Genomic DNA, 14,668 nt, shown 5'->3' on the forward strand with positions numbered 1-14,668 from the left:
GCCTAATCTATACACATGGATAACAACCCCGCTAAGCTCCCGGCAGCTGTAGATACGGTCTCGGGCCGTCTCGAAGTTCCCGGGCCATCACCAGAGGTTGAGGCGGAAAAACGTGCGCAACTGCGTAAGGCCAAGGCCTTCGCTACGATGCTGCTGGTCATCGCAACCGCTGTGTATTTCACATGCCGCGGTATTGAGTCTTCACACTTATCCGCAGGCGAAGTTGTGCCCGCGTGGGTGGGCTACGTTCGCGCTGCTTCTGAGGCTGGCATGGTCGGTGCCCTCGCCGACTGGTTCGCAGTCGTAGCCCTGTTCCGCCACCCGCTCGGCATTCCTATCCCACACACCGCTATCGTCCGCCGCAAGAAGGACCAAGTCGGTGAGTCCCTGGCGCAGTTCGTCGGTGATAACTTCCTGAACCCCGCTTTGATTGTGGACAAGGTGCGTAAGGCCGAGATTCCTGAGCGTATCGGCGAATGGCTGGTAGCGCCGGGAAACGCCGACAAAGTGTCCGCAGAGGTCGGTAAGTTCACCGGAAATGTGCTGGAGGCGATTAATCCTGACGATGCCGCCGCAGTGCTGAAGTCAGCAGTCATCGACGAAGTTGCAGCCCCGGAGTGGGGGCCACCAGCGGGTAAGGTTCTCGAGCAGCTCATCGAAGAGGGGCGCACCGAGCCTATTGTCCAGCAGATGGCTGAGTGGCTGCACCGGAAGTCGCTGGGCTCGCAGAATCTTATCGACCGACTTGTCGGAGAGCGCGCCCCATCCTGGGCACCGAGCTTTGTCAACGATCTCATCGGCGACAAGGTCTATCGCGAGCTGGTTGACTGGACCTGGCAGGTGCAGCATGACCCTAAGCACGACGCGCGCCTGGCGCTCCACCGCTTCCTCACGCAGCTCGCCGTTGATTTGCAGAACGACGAGAAGACCATCGCCAAGGTCGAAGAAATTAAGACTGACATTCTTTCGTCCGCCGCCGTCACACAGGCACCGGCGAAGATTTGGGCATCAACATCCGCAAAGCTTGTCGACGCTGCCCGCGACCCGGACTCCCTGCTCCGTCGGAAGGTCTCGGAAACGGCCGCCCGCTACGGCGAGCGAATCCAGTCCGATCCTGAGTTGCGCAAACGAATGGACCGCCGTCTGGAAGCGGCTGTCGTCTTCATCGCTGAGAACTACGCGGGCGAGATTACCTCGATCATTTCCGAGACCGTCGAGCGTTGGGACGCCGATGAGGCTTCCGACAAGATTGAACTGATGGTCGGTCGCGATCTGCAGTTCATTCGCGTTAACGGCACTGTTGTCGGATCACTGGCCGGTTTGGCTATTTACACCCTGTCGACCTTGGTGTTTGGGGCTATTTAGCAGCACAACCCAGCACATCAGACCGTGTGCGTTAGCATGTAAAAAGCAATGCATCCCTGTTAAAGGAGTTGTTCCCCCGGTGCGCCTGTTACCATCTTTGCCCAGTCTTGCGGATTCGCCGCTGATGGCAATTTCCGTCTATGTGGACGTCCTGTTTCAGTTCGCCATTCCGTTTGTCATCGGCATCTTGGCGCTAATCGGTGCGGTGCTTGTCATCACCACCCGCGCGGATGCCTTTGACGCTGCAGACCGCAAGAGCCGCAACGTCTGGGCCGGCATGCTGGTCGGTTCGGCTATCTTCCTACTCCTGCCGTGGCTGGGCTGGGCAATGCTGGGCATCCCGCTGATTGCCGGACTAGTCATCACGGGTATTTACTGGCTGGATGTTCGCCCACAGATCAAGGACATTTTGTCGAACGCACAGGGCGGGTATTAGTCCCGGGCGGGTGCTAGCCCAGGGCGGGTGTTAGCCCGCACAACTGAGAAAGTGTCTGGGTTTATGACAGTTTCTGGGTGAAAAACCCGGTTATTTTGTCATAAACCCAGACACTTTCTTTTTTTGGGGGGGGGAATAGGGGAAAGATCTGGTTCCCCGAAAACCTACTGGAACACCACGGTAACCTACTGGAACACCACGGTGCGGTTGCCGTAGACCTGCACACGGTCCTCCAGGTGCCAGCGCAAACCGCGGGCGAGGACCTGCTTCTCCGCATCGCGACCCTCACGCTGCATGTCCGCAGCGGTGTACTTGTGGGAGACACGCATGACGTCCTGCTCAATAATCGGGCCGTCGTCGAGGTCCTCAGTGGCGTAGTGGCAGGTGGCACCGATGAGCTTCACACCACGTCGATAAGCCTGCAGATACGGGCGCGCGCCCATGAACGACGGCAGGAAGCTGTGGTGGATATTGATTGCGCGGCCTTCCCACTTCTCGCACAGATCCGGCGGCAGAATCTGCATGAAACGTGCGAGCACGATGGCATCCGGGTTTTCGGCGTCGACAATCTCGGCGACCTCATCGAATGCCTTACGCTTGCCGACGGCATCCTTGGGGAAGGGCACGTGGTGGAAAGGAATGTCATATGCTGCGACCAGTGGCTCCAGATCGCGGTGGTTGCCAACTACTGCAGCGATTTCCATCGGGTAGTCCGACTGTGCGACGCGGCCGAGCAGATCCTGCAGGCAGTGGCCTTCCTTGGTCACCAGGATGACAGCGCGCTTCGGGACAGCGTTGTCGGTGACCTTCCAGCGGACCTCAGGGCCCCAATCACCGATGAGCTCAGCGAACTTCTCGCGCAGCTCTTCTACAGTCAGGTCGAGCGCGTCGGCGCGGACCGCCTGGCGAGTGAAAAACCATCCGGTCTCCGGGTCGGAGAAAAAGTCCGCCTCGGTAATCCACGCACCAATGTCGGACAGGAAGGTCGACAGGGTGGAAACGATACCGGTACGGTCTGGACAGCCGAGCGAGAAGATGTACTGGCGCTCGGTGGGAGTACCGCTTTTTGCGGTGATGAGAGAGCGAGTCATTCTCGGTATCTTACCTGCTAGCTAAAGGTAAGTTCGCTCACGGTCGACAAAGGCAGATTTGCGCCCGTCAGTGTCAACGCCAGGCCCTCCCCGGTGACGTGCGCCTCCTCCACCTGCATGCCGTGGCCGATGTCGTAGCTCAACAGCGTACCGCTCGCTTCTCCCAGCCAGCCGGCCAGGCCATCGAGGTTTAAGCCGAGGATTGAGCCGCCCTCCAAGTTGATTTCGATATGACCGCCGTTGGCAATCGGGCGGAACTTGGAGGTCGCAAATCCGGAGGCGAATTCAATGTTGAACAGGCCTTCGTCCGGCAACGGCGTGATTGTGGAAGCGCGTACACCGCTTTCCCGGTTAATTAGCGCCTGCAGCAGTTGAGGTGGGATTGTGACGTCTACTCGCAGCGACTCTGCCGTCGGATCCGCACGATTGCTCAGATCCACGTTTTCCAGGTGCACTTCCGCTGCCGGGTCACCGTTGATCTCCGGTGCGCCACCCAGCGCCTCCGGGTTCTTGACCTCCAGTGTGTTCGGAGTGGACAGATCCATCGAGGGCACTGACTTGGTGGCCAAGGCGAGCAGTATCGGGCGGGTGCCGAAAGAAACCTTGGGGTCTTCAGTGACCGTCGCACCACGCTCTTCGGCGGAGGTGCGGTAGCCGTCGGAAATCTCCTTGCTCACGAACATCCGGACGCCGATTTCGCCGGCGATCGCAATGAGCGCCACCACGATGATGACACCGAGGACGGTGGGCAGGACTTTGACGCTCGACGAGCGTTTAGCAGAACTCATGGTTCCCAGTCTTGCTTAACGACGGCTCCGTCGCTACCGCTTATCTTCGCCCGGTATCCGTCCCCTCGGTGTCGCCCCGGAGTGCCCCCCCCAGTGCGCAACCTACTTAGCGACGTAGTCCGCCAGCACAGCGGTCTCAGCGTTGAGGACGCGTTCCAGGTACGGAGCTGCCTTCTCCTCGAGCTTGCCGCCGAGCAGCGGCACGTTGATGGAGAACTCGGAGTTGGTGGTCAGCACTGAACCTTCACCCTGGGCGGTGAGCTTCTGGGACGCACTGAAGGACGCCGGTACGCCCGAAGCTTCTGTGGTCACGGTGGAGGTCGCGCCGTCGTCGTTAAGCGGGCTGATGACGAACGTGCGCGTCATGCCGACCCCGGACTTGACGAACTTCTGTGCCTGCGCCGGAATCTTGTCAGCAGAGACGGTCTGGCGAATCACGACGGTGGTGCCAGCGTCGGTGGTCTCGAACTTTTCCACCTTGCCGTCAGCCGCCGAGAAACGGTTTGCGACCTTCTCCCAGAAACCGGCGTCGGTGAGGGCCTCGTAAACCTTCTCAATCGGCTGGTCGAAGTTGACGGTGTGCGTGTTAGTCGTAGTCATGCGCTTGATGATACGTAATTTGCACTACGCTAGGGGCGTGGAAAATCTCGACCAATCGCCGAACCCAATTCACCTGACCTCCGACATGGAAGAAGCCATCGATGGGCTTGCGGGGCTAGAGGGGGTGGAGCTCAGCACGCATACCGCTTTCGCGGATTTGACGACGCTCCGCCTCGGCGGGGTGCCGCGTGCCGTCGTCCGGTGTAGCACGACGGACGCTGTGGTCGATGTTGTACGCGCGCTTGACGACGCTAACGTGCCCCTCCTCATCGTGGGAGGCGGATCCAACCTGGTGGTAGCCGATGAACTCGAGCCGCTGGTGGCCGTGGTGATCGAGGCCGACAACGTGACCATGAGCACTCGCGGACACGGGCTGGAGTCCGTGTCGGCAATCGTGGAGGCCGAGGCCGGTGCGGTCTGGGACGAGGTCGTGGAGATGAGTGTCGACGCAGGTTTTGGCGGCCTTGAATGCCTGTCGGGTATTCCGGGATCGGCCGGAGCCACTCCGGTGCAGAACGTTGGCGCCTACGGTGCTGAGGTGTCGCAGGTCCTGGACTCGGTGCAGCTTTACGATCGCGCAACCGGCTCGGTCGAGTGGGTGGAACCGGAGTCTCTCGACCTTTCCTACCGCTACTCGAACCTGAAGTTCACCGCACGGGCAGTGGTGCTGGCCGTGCGGTTCGAGCTCAGTGTGGATGGCATGTCCGCGCCACTTCGCTATGGCGAACTGGCGCGGCGCCTGGGCGTCGACGAGGCCGAGGCTGCGGCTGGCGAGATTCGCAGGCCGGCTGAGTTGGTGCGCGAAAAGGTGCTTGAGCTGCGCCGGGGCAAGGGCATGGTGCTCGAAGATGCTGACCGCGATACCTGGTCGGCGGGTTCTTTCTTTACCAACCCGATCATTCCGGAGAACTCGGTGGAGGCCGTGCGTGCAAAGGTTGCCGCGCTGCGTGGGGCCGATGAGGCCGCGAATATGCCCGCATTCCCCGCTGGCCCCGGCCACGAGGGAGCCGTGAAGCTCTCGGCGGCGTGGCTTATCGAGCGCGCCGGGTTCCCGAAGGGCTACCCCGGTGACGGTGCGCCCGCACGACTGTCGACTAAGCACACTCTTGCCCTGACCAACCGCGGGGAGTCCGGCGATGGTACGCCTACGACCGCCGCCGACTTGGTGGCTTTAGCGCGCGATGTGCGCGCTGGTGTGGAAAAGGCCTTCGGCGTGACCCTGGTGCCCGAGCCGGTGTGGGTCGGCGTGAGCATCGATTAGGCCCGCGGCGGGTGGCTGATGGCCAGTGGGGGCGGACTGGAGAGGCTGGCGTGCCTGATGGGGCTGGCGGGCTTGATGGGGGGCGCTGGAGTCGCTGGAGCCGCTGAGTAGTCCTCAGCTTGCGCTCCCGGGCCTTCTCTCAGGGTCGGGGATAGAGAAAGTGACTAGGTTTATGACATGTGAATATTATTCACCCTCAGTTTTTTGTCATAAACCTAGTCACTAAGTCTGGGGGGGGAGCCGGGGTCCGCCTTAAAGGGATAGGAGCCCGCTCTACTCAGGCCCCTATCCCAACTACAAAACCACCGTGACCTAATGGTGCTTGCGGTGGGAAAGCGAATCGACGCTCTGGCCCTTCTGCTCCAGCTGCGTGAGCAGCACGTCGCGGACATCGCGGCGGCGGACCTTGCCCATCTGGTCGCGAGGTAGTTCCTCCAGGTGGAAGAATGCGCGCGGCACCTTGTACCGGGTCAGGTTGTCGTAGCAGTGGTCGCGGTAGGCGTCAGAATCCAGTCGGGCGTAGTCAGCAAGGGTAATGGCGGCCACGACCATCTCGGAGCCGTCACTCTTCGGCAGGCCGACGACCGTGGCATCGGTGATGTCCGGGTGGGAGAGCAGTACTTCCTCGACCTCGGCCGGGTAGACATTGAAGCCACCTGTGATGATGACCTCCTTGATGCGGGCAACCAGCTTGATGAAGCCGTCCGACTCCATGACTCCGACATCGCCGGTGCGGTACCAACGATCGCCAGCGGGAAGCTCAGCAGGCCCATCGGTGAAGGACTTCTCCGTTGCCTCCGGGAGGTTGAGATAACCGGCGAAAACCTGTGGGCCTCGGACGATGACCTCGCCCTCCTCGCCGTCAGCGCGGAGCTTGGTGGGATCTTCGGGGTCAACGATGGCGACCTCGGTGTCCGGGAATGGCAGGCCAACGTAGCCGGGGCGGCGGTTACCGTCCATCGGGTTGCCGACGATGATCGGTGACGTTTCGGTGAGGCCGTAGCCCTCGACAAGGCGCCCGCCAGTGAGTTTCTCCCACTTCTGCACAAGGGAAACCGGCAGGGTAGCAGCACCGCAGAAGGCGAACTTCACGCCGGAGAGGTCGACATTATCGCGCTCGGCGGCTTCGACAATCTTCTCGTAGAGAGTCGGCACACCAGGCACCCATGTCGGGCGATTGTTCTTCATCACCTTCATAATCAGCGGAATCTCCGGTGCCGGCACCAGCACCAGTTCAGCGCCAATCAGCATGGACAAGTTGGTGACAATGGTCAGGCCGTAGGCATGGAACATTGGCAGGATGCCGAGGGAGATTTCCCGCTCCTTGCCAAGGCCCGGCACCCAGGCCTTGCCCTGCAGAATGTTGGCGACCAGCCCGCGGTGGCTCAGCTGCGCGCCCTTTGGCGAGCCCGTGGTGCCAGAGGTGTACATCATCACTGCAGTGTCATCGGCAATGATGGATTCATCGGCCTGGAGGTCGTGGCCGTCTCCGCCGACGGCGTCGTGAAGCAAAGCGTCAAAACCCATGACCTGCGGTGCGGAGGAGTGCAGCTTAGCGCGGGCGGCGCGGAGTTTCGGCAGCGGGATCGACAGGGCGGTGCGCATGACAAACGGCAGGTCCTGCAGCATATTGACCGCGATGATGGTCTCGAGCGGGGTGTTGTTGCGGAGGTCTTCAAGTACGGGGACGATCTTGTCCCAGCAGATGGCAAAGCGGGCGCCGTGGTCGTTGAATGGGTGGCGCAGTTCGTGGGCGGTGTAGAGGGGGTTGTGCTCTACGGCAACAGCGCCGAGGTGCAGAACTGCCCAGTAGGCGATGACGTGCTGCGGGCAGTTCGGCATGAGCAGTGCCACGCGATCGCCTTTGCGTACGCCAAGTGCGCGCAGGCCGGCGGCAACGCTGCGAACCTTGGCATCCAGCTCGGCGTAGGAGGTGGAGCGACCGAAGAAGGTCAATGCCTTGCGGCGCGGGTGGTTGCTCAGAGTGTGGCGGTAGACGTCTAGGAGGGTGTCGAAGTTGTAGTCGATGTGGGGTGGGGTCCACTCCGGATACAGGTTCAGCCAGGCCTTGGAGGCCGCAGCGTTGGGTGTGGAACCGTGAGCTGGGGCAGAGTCATTTGCAGCGTGTGAGCTGGATGTATCGGCCATGGGGTCCTCCTAAAGTTTTGTTTATCGCCTGACTATGTCGTGAGGTGATAATAACCTACGACGTAGTAGGTATCGACCTCTATTGTGCCCTACGTCGCACTGCGATGCCGGAATTCCTATACACGTATTTGAGGTACTCATTTGCGGGGTTGCCCCTGGCATAGGCACTCTGGGCAGTATGAGCGAAATATTTCCGGCGGCAACGGAGGGCGCAGACGCAGCCACCTCTAACACGCCGGCGTGGCCGAACCGCATCGCGATGATCTCCATGCATACCTCTCCGCTGGAGCAACCGGGCATCGGTGACGCTGGTGGCATGAATGTCTACGTGCTGCGCACCTGCGAGGAGCTGGCGCGCCGCGGTGTGAAGGTGGATGTTTTTACCCGCGCCACGCGTTCCAGTGATGGACCGGTGATTCAGGTCAGTGAGAACTTCCGCGTCATCAACATTGTGGCTGGCCCATATGAGGGGCTGGAGAAGTCAGACCTGGCTACGCAGATGCCGGCCTTTGCCGGTGGGGTCATTGAATTCGCCCGCAAACAGGGGATTGAATACGACCTGATCCATTCGCACTACTGGCTCTCTGGACAGGTGGGCTGGCTGCTGTCGGATTTGCTTGACATTCCGTTTGTGCACACGGCGCACACGCTGGCGGCAGTGAAGAATCTCCATCTGGCGGAGGGAGATACGCCGGAGCCGGAGTCTCGGCGTATCTGTGAGCAGCAGATTGTGGACAATGCGTGCCGGCTCATCGTCAACACCGATGCCGAGGCTAAGCAGCTCGCGGATCTCCACGATGCCGACCCGTGGCGCATCAATGTCGTGCCGCCCGGGGTGGACGTGGAGCTCTTTTCGCCGGGCAGTGATCGTGCCACCGAGCGGTCCCGTCGTGAGCTGGGCATCCCGTTGCACACTAAGGTCATTTTGTTCGTCGGCAGGTTGCAGCGGCTGAAAGGCCCGCAGGTATTGCTGCGGGGTGTCGGTGAGCTCATGCGTCGCCATCCCGCCACTAATGTCCGAGTGATTATCTGCGGTGGACTTTCCGGTTCTGGGCTGCATGCGCCCGACGAATTCACCAATCTCGCCGCGGAAGAGGGGATCGACCACCTGGTCCGTTTCATGCCCCCGCGCCCGCCGCAGGACCTGGCGAAGCTCTACCAGGCCGCAGATATTGTCGCCGTGCCCAGTTACAACGAAACTTTCGGGTTGGTGGCGATGGAGGCTCAGGCCACTGGCACTCCCGTTGTCGCGGCGAATGTCGGCGGGCTCTCCATCGCTGTCGACGATGGGGTCAGCGGTTTGCTTGTCGACGGTCATGAGCCCGCAGCCTGGGCCGATGCCCTCGGTCGCCTGGTGGAGGACGACGAGCTGCGCATTAAGTTGGCCACCCAGGCGCGTGAGCACTCCTTGGAGTTTTCCTGGCAAAAGACCGTGGATCGGTTGGCCGATGTCTATCATCGAACCGAACTCCAAAAGGAAAATTGTCCCGGCTCTATCCGGGATGCGGGCGGCTCCCGGTAAGTTTCGTTAGCTTCAGTATCGCCAGGGCCGTAACCACAAAAACAGGGAGATGATTCACGATGAGCACGGACATCCAAGTACAGCTGAAATCCCTCGGTGAGCAGCTGGAACGCCTCGGTGTCGAGCATGGTATTGCAGACAATGCCGCCGTGGTGGTCCTGCCTGGTAAGAAGAAGCTCAAGACTATCGTCGGCCTCATCCCGGCGCCGGACTCCCTGCGTGTTGAAGCCTTCGTCTGTCGCGCGGTCGAAGAAAACCACGAGGCCGTTTACAAGTGGTTGCTACAGCGCAACCGTCGTCTGTTCGGCATCGGTTACACCATCGACGCCGCCGGCGACATCTACCTGGTCGGTCAACTGCCCGCTGAGCTTTCCGACGATGACCTCGACCGTCTCCTCGGTCAGCTGCTGGAGACGGCCGATGGGGACTTCAACCAGATCCTCGAACGCGGCTTTGCATCGGCAATTAAGCGCGAGTGGGAGTGGCGGGTTGACCGTGGGGAAAACCTGGCCAATCTGGAGCAGTTCCGCCACATGGTTGAGTAGCCGGGGGTAGCAACCCACATAGCGGGGCAACGAACGGCGGGCTTTCCAGTTTTGGGGCACAATTGGGGGTATGAGCAATGGAAAACTGATTCTTGTCCGTCATGGCCAGAGTGAGTGGAACGCATCCAACCAGTTCACGGGCTGGGTCGACGTTGCACTGACCGACAAGGGCCGCGCTGAGGCAGTACGTGCCGGTGAGATGCTCGTAGAGGCAGGCCTGAAGCCACAGGTTCTCTACACGTCGCTGCTGCGTCGCGCAATTAACACCGCACACATTGCCCTGGATACCGCTGACCTGTTGTGGATTCCGGTTATCCGTGACTGGCGTCTGAACGAGCGGCACTACGGTGCTCTGCAGGGTCTGAATAAGGCAGAGACCAAGGAGAAGTACGGCGAGGACCAGTTCATGTCCTGGCGTCGCTCCTACGACACTCCGCCGCCGGAGCTGTCGGATGACAGTGAGTTCTCGCAGGCTAATGACCCGCGTTACGCCAACCTGGATGAGGTTCCGCGCACGGAGTGCCTCCTGGACGTCGTGAAGCGTTTCATTCCTTACTTTGAAGAGGAAATCCTGCCGCGTCTGAAGTCCGGTGAGACTGTCATGGTGGCAGCTCACGGTAACTCCCTGCGTGCACTGGTCAAGCACCTGGACAACATCTCGGACGAGGACATTGCCGCTCTGAACATCCCGACCGGTATCCCGCTGGTTTACGACTTTGATGCTGAGGGCAAGGTTTTGAACCCGGGTGGCACCTACCTGGATCCGGAAGCTGCAGCTGCAGGTGCTGCTGCTGTTGCTGCTCAGGGCAACAAGTAAATATGTAGGTGTTTGATAGGCCGATAAGGGGCGCAGCCAAGTGGGGCTGTGCTCCTTGGTCTATTTAGAGCTAGCTAGCGCAATGATTTTTCAGCGCGCGCGGATTGTGAAAAGAGCTTAGGGTAAGACCCGTGTCAAAAATCATTATCGCCGCTCTATTAGGTGCTGCGGTTATGGCAGCTGTGCTGATTCTTGGTGGAGTTGTCTCGGGTGCCTATAACGCCGCTCGGCGTCAGAAGAGCGACGAGGAAAGTTCAATAACCACCATGGCGCAGGTCATGCACCTGGCCATTCAGAAGTCTCCGACGGGTGTGGTGGTCGTTGACATCTCACGTGATTTGATTTTGTCGAACTCCATGGCGCACAAGTTGGGGCTGGTCTATGAGCGCCGCCTCAATGACGTGGGCTGGGAAGCTGCGCTCAAGGTCTTTGACTCGCAGGAGGACCAGGAGCTAACGCTGGTGCTGCCGTCGCGCCGGGCGGGGGCGCCGGACACAATTGTCCGCTGTCAGCTAACTCCGTTGTCGCTGGTGGACGACCGTTTTGTGGTGATTTATGCGGCGGATGTCTCCGAACAGGCCCGTATGGAGGCCGCGCGACGTGACTTTGTGGCTAACGTTTCCCACGAGCTCAAGACTCCGGTGGGGGCCATCAGCCTCTTGGTCGAGGCGCTGAATGAAGCTACCGACGACCCGGTTGCCGTGCGTCACTTTAGTGAGAGCCTGACGCAGGAGTCCAAGCGGATGTCGACCATGATTACGGAACTCATCTCGCTGTCGAAGCTGCAGGGGGCAGAGCCGCTGCCGGACATGTCTCCCGTGAAGGTTGAAGAGATTGTCCAAGGAGCTGTGCGTCGTAACCAGATGCTCTCGGAGCAGGCGGGTATTGAAATCACCGTTGACTGTGAGCCGGATTTGGTGGTTGAAGGTGAACGCAGCCTGCTGATCACCGCGGTGTCCAACCTGATTTCAAATGCGATCAACTACTCGCCAGAGGCCACGCCTGTATCTGTGACTGCGGTCAAGGAGGATAACGACACCGTCGCTATCCGCGTCACTGACCGCGGTATCGGCATTTCCCAGGCGAATCAGAAGCGTATCTTCGAGCGCTTCTTCCGTGCGGATAAGGCACGCTCGCGGGCGACAGGCGGTACCGGTCTGGGCTTGGCAATTGTTAAGCACGTCGCAGCGAATCACAAGGGAACCGTGAAGCTGTGGAGTCGGCTGGGCACAGGATCGACCTTCACCATTGAGCTCCCGCTGATGGAAAAGAACGGTTCCGCGTCGAATGATGGCGATGTATCTGCACGTTTGCCAATCGGCCACACCCAGCCTGCGGGTAAAATTGCGGCTAAGAAAAACGCGCAGCGCGGTACGGGCAAAACCCGTGGCAAGGATAAGGATTCCCAGAACAAGGATTCCAAGGAAGGAATGAAGTAATCCGTGACTGAGGTACTTATTGTCGAAGACGAGACGGCTTTGGCGGAGCCGCTTGCGTTTCTGCTGCAGCGCGAAGGATTCGAGGTGCGGATGGCCGCTGACGGCCAGGAAGCACTTGCAGAATTCTCCAAGGCAGAACCGGACATTGTGCTGCTGGACCTCATGCTGCCAGGTATGAGTGGCACCGAGGTCTGCAAAAACATCCGCTTAAAGTCCTCTGTCCCAGTGATTATGGTGACCGCCCGTGACACTGAGATTGACAAGGTCGTCGGCCTCGAAATTGGTGCGGATGACTATGTGACCAAGCCGTATTCCTCTCGGGAACTTATTGCCCGTATCCGGGCTGTGCTGCGCCGCGGTCGCCACGACGACTCCGACGATGTCGAGGATATCTACGAGGAGGTCTTGCGCGGCGGCCCGGTCGTGCTGGACGTCGAGCGCCATGTAGTCACCGTTGACGGCGATGATGTCGCAATGCCGCTCAAGGAATTCGACCTGCTGGAGTACTTGCTGCGCAACCGTGGTCGTGTGCTAACCCGTGGCCAGCTCATCGACCGCGTCTGGGGCTCCGACTACGTCGGCGACACCAAGACGCTGGACGTACACATCAAGCGCCTGCGCTCCAAGATCGAGCGCAATCCTTCCTCGCCGGAGTTCCTGGTCACCGTTCGCGGCTTGGGTTACAAGTTCGAGGACTAGCTCAGCAGACTGCTGCCGACAATCTCCGCCGTCGGTCTGAGAAACCCCGACTTAAACCTCGTCCGGCGCCAGCCCCTCGGCCGCTGCGCGTGTGGCCGGGTGAATCGCCAGCAGTGGGTAGCCACTCGGCCCGAAAGCCTTGGCCGCGCCCGCTATTTCTCGGGCACGGCAGTGCTCCGCCAGAATTTCGTAGCACTCTTCGCCGATGAGCTCTATTAGCTCGGACTTGTGCGTGCGCCACACCGGCTCGCCACCGGTATGTGTGGCCGGCGCGCCCGTGCAGAACCATTCAAAGTCCTCGCCGCCATCGCCCCAGGCACGACGATCGTATTCGGTAATGGTCGTGCGCAGAATCTCCTGGCCGTCCGGGCGTTCCTCCCAGTCCTCCAGTCGGCGCAGCGGCACCTGCCAACACACATCCGGCTTGACCTTTACGGGGTCAATGTCGTTGGCCATCGCCCATTGGTGGATGGCACAGCCCGCACCATTGCGCCATCCGTCACGGTTGGCAAAAATGCAGGCATTCTTCACGACCTTCGTTTTCAGAGCAGGCTCAGGCTCTCCGTTTTCGTCGTCAAGCTCGTCCCACACTAACCACGGTTCCAACGGTTCGGAGGGGTCGGTTTCGTAGGTTTCAAGCCACTTCAGAGTTTGTTCGGGGCGGTTCTGCCACCACTGGGGCTCTGCGGAGTCGCCTTCCATTCGCTTTACGACGTCAATAACCCTCTCGCGGTCTTCTTCGTCGGTGATAAAGGCGCCATGGCCACAGCATCCGACATCCGCGTTCGCGGAGTCGATGCCCTGGCAAGCGGAGGTGCCGAAAGCGCATTGATAGGAGCTCATCAACCAGGTTAGGTCGCAGGTGATGATATGTTCTGGGTCCTCCGGGTGGGCGAACTCGAACCACTCGCGGGGAAAGTCATAGGCGACTTCAGCGGGAGACGGTTGCGGTCCACGACCGGGGCGGGGGTGGGGTTGATTCACACCAATACACCGTAGACCGTCTAACCTACTAAGAGTGAGATTAGGTGTATTAGATGTAGGTAGTAATACCGTCCACTTGGTGATGGTGGACGCCCGCCGGGGCGGACATCCGACTCCGATGAGCGATTCCAAGTCGACGATGAAGCTGGTCGAGTACCTGGATAAGGACAACAACCTGTCCAAGAAGGGCATTGACAAGCTGACGGGCTACGTCGCTGAATCCAAGGAATTGGTTGAGCAGATGAAGTGCGAAGAGATGATTAGCTTCGCCACTTCAGCTGTTCGCGATGCCACGAATGCGGACGAGGTTCTCGCCCACGTTGAGAAAGAAACTGGCATTAAGCTGCAGATTCTCTCCGGTGAGGATGAGGCTCGTCTGACCTTTTTGGCAGTACGGCGCTGGTACGGCTGGTCTGCTGGTCGTCTAATCAACCTGGATATCGGTGGCGGTTCTCTTGAGCTGACGTCGGGTACTGATGAAGATCCGGAGGCCGCGTACTCGCTGCTGCTCGGTGCGGGACGGTTGACCCACGAGTGGTTCGAGACCGATCCGCCGGAGCGCAAGAAGATTGACCTGCTGCGCGATTACATTGATGCTGAGCTCGCTGAGCCAGCTCGTCATCTGCGTACGCTTGGTGAGCCGGACTTGGCTGTCGCCACCTCGAAGACTTTCCGCACTCTCGCTCGCCTGACCGGTGCGGCGCCTTCCGCTGCTGGTCCCCGGGTTAAGCGCACTCTGACTGCCGCTGGTTTGCGCCAGTTGATTGCGTTTATTTCCCGCATGACGGCGGCTGACCGTGCTGAACTTGAGGGTGTTAGTGCGAATCGTTCTCACCAAATTGTCGCAGGTGCTCTCGTTGCAGAGGCTAGTATGCGAGCATTGGGATTAGAGAAGGTCGAGATTTGTCCTTGGGCGCTGCGTGAGGGCATTATCTTCCGACGACTGGACAGTGACCTATACGGAAAGGGTTGA

Annotated in this window: 14 protein-coding genes; 9 read left to right on the top strand and 5 right to left on the bottom strand. The window is 60.1% G+C overall.

Annotated features, from left to right (window positions below; genetic code table 11):
* The first annotated feature begins 15 nt into the window (after positions 1-15).
* Positions 16-1,365: a DUF445 domain-containing protein gene (locus tag QP977_RS03655; protein ID WP_070429268.1), complete on the top strand. Its 1,350-nt coding sequence runs from the start codon at positions 16-18 to the stop codon at positions 1,363-1,365.
* A 79-nt stretch (positions 1,366-1,444) separates the two neighbouring features.
* The gene (locus QP977_RS03660; protein WP_016421969.1) at positions 1,445-1,801 is read left to right on the top strand and encodes a DUF2516 family protein; all 357 of its coding nucleotides are present in this window, start codon (positions 1,445-1,447) and stop codon (positions 1,799-1,801) included.
* Between the two features lie 185 nt (positions 1,802-1,986).
* Here the strand turns inward: QP977_RS03660 and purU are convergent, their stop codons facing one another.
* From purU to QP977_RS03675, 3 genes are all read right to left on the bottom strand, one after another.
* Positions 1,987-2,892: a formyltetrahydrofolate deformylase gene (gene purU, locus QP977_RS03665; RefSeq protein ID WP_038627519.1), complete on the bottom strand. Its 906-nt coding sequence runs from the start codon at positions 2,890-2,892 to the stop codon at positions 1,987-1,989.
* Between the two features lie 17 nt (positions 2,893-2,909).
* Positions 2,910-3,680 carry an LmeA family phospholipid-binding protein gene (locus QP977_RS03670; RefSeq protein WP_049189514.1) on the bottom strand — a complete coding sequence of 257 codons (771 nt, stop codon included), beginning with the start codon at positions 3,678-3,680 and terminating at the stop codon, positions 2,910-2,912.
* A gap of 102 nt (positions 3,681-3,782) precedes the next feature.
* A complete protein-coding gene (locus QP977_RS03675) occupies positions 3,783-4,280 on the bottom strand; it encodes a DUF2505 domain-containing protein (protein WP_049189515.1) in 498 nt (165 codons plus the stop codon).
* An 85-nt stretch (positions 4,281-4,365) separates the two neighbouring features.
* Between QP977_RS03675 and QP977_RS03680 the strand changes: the two genes are divergently transcribed.
* Entirely contained in the window at positions 4,366-5,541 is a 1,176-nt protein-coding gene (locus tag QP977_RS03680) for a UDP-N-acetylmuramate dehydrogenase (protein ID WP_070549788.1), read from the top strand.
* Positions 5,542-5,853: 312 nt separating this feature from the next.
* Here QP977_RS03680 and QP977_RS03685 read toward each other — a convergent pair whose 3' ends face one another.
* Entirely contained in the window at positions 5,854-7,689 is a 1,836-nt protein-coding gene (locus QP977_RS03685) for a long-chain-fatty-acid--CoA ligase (RefSeq protein WP_224433409.1), read from the bottom strand.
* Positions 7,690-7,948: 259 nt separating this feature from the next.
* On the opposite strand from QP977_RS03685, the gene mshA reads away from it, so the two are divergent.
* The 5 genes from mshA to QP977_RS03710 all read left to right on the top strand — a co-directional run bounded on the left by mshA (position 7,949) and on the right by QP977_RS03710 (position 12,711).
* Positions 7,949-9,211 (top strand): D-inositol-3-phosphate glycosyltransferase, encoded by a 1,263-nt coding sequence (gene mshA, locus QP977_RS03690; RefSeq protein ID WP_172620248.1) that lies wholly within the window; start codon positions 7,949-7,951, stop codon positions 9,209-9,211.
* 59 nt (positions 9,212-9,270) lie between these two features.
* The gene (locus QP977_RS03695; protein WP_048732346.1) at positions 9,271-9,756 is read left to right on the top strand and encodes a type III secretion system chaperone family protein; all 486 of its coding nucleotides are present in this window, start codon (positions 9,271-9,273) and stop codon (positions 9,754-9,756) included.
* Between the two features lie 70 nt (positions 9,757-9,826).
* Positions 9,827-10,573: a phosphoglyceromutase gene (locus QP977_RS03700; RefSeq protein WP_070643272.1), complete on the top strand. Its 747-nt coding sequence runs from the start codon at positions 9,827-9,829 to the stop codon at positions 10,571-10,573.
* A 131-nt stretch (positions 10,574-10,704) separates the two neighbouring features.
* Entirely contained in the window at positions 10,705-12,012 is a 1,308-nt protein-coding gene (locus tag QP977_RS03705; protein WP_016421978.1) for a sensor histidine kinase, read from the top strand.
* A 3-nt stretch (positions 12,013-12,015) separates the two neighbouring features.
* Complete coding sequence (locus tag QP977_RS03710; RefSeq protein WP_016421979.1) at positions 12,016-12,711, top strand: response regulator transcription factor; 696 nt, start codon at positions 12,016-12,018, stop codon at positions 12,709-12,711.
* A gap of 51 nt (positions 12,712-12,762) precedes the next feature.
* Here QP977_RS03710 and QP977_RS03715 read toward each other — a convergent pair whose 3' ends face one another.
* Positions 12,763-13,695 carry a DUF3109 family protein gene (locus tag QP977_RS03715; protein WP_016421980.1) on the bottom strand — a complete coding sequence of 311 codons (933 nt, stop codon included), beginning with the start codon at positions 13,693-13,695 and terminating at the stop codon, positions 12,763-12,765.
* Positions 13,696-13,729: 34 nt separating this feature from the next.
* Between QP977_RS03715 and QP977_RS03720 the strand changes: the two genes are divergently transcribed.
* The gene (locus tag QP977_RS03720) at positions 13,730-14,668 is read left to right on the top strand and encodes a Ppx/GppA family phosphatase (protein ID WP_161798518.1); all 939 of its coding nucleotides are present in this window, start codon (positions 13,730-13,732) and stop codon (positions 14,666-14,668) included.

This window comes from Corynebacterium sp. MSK012 (assembly GCF_030232435.1).
Lineage (GTDB): Bacteria > Actinomycetota > Actinomycetes > Mycobacteriales > Mycobacteriaceae > Corynebacterium > Corynebacterium jeikeium_D.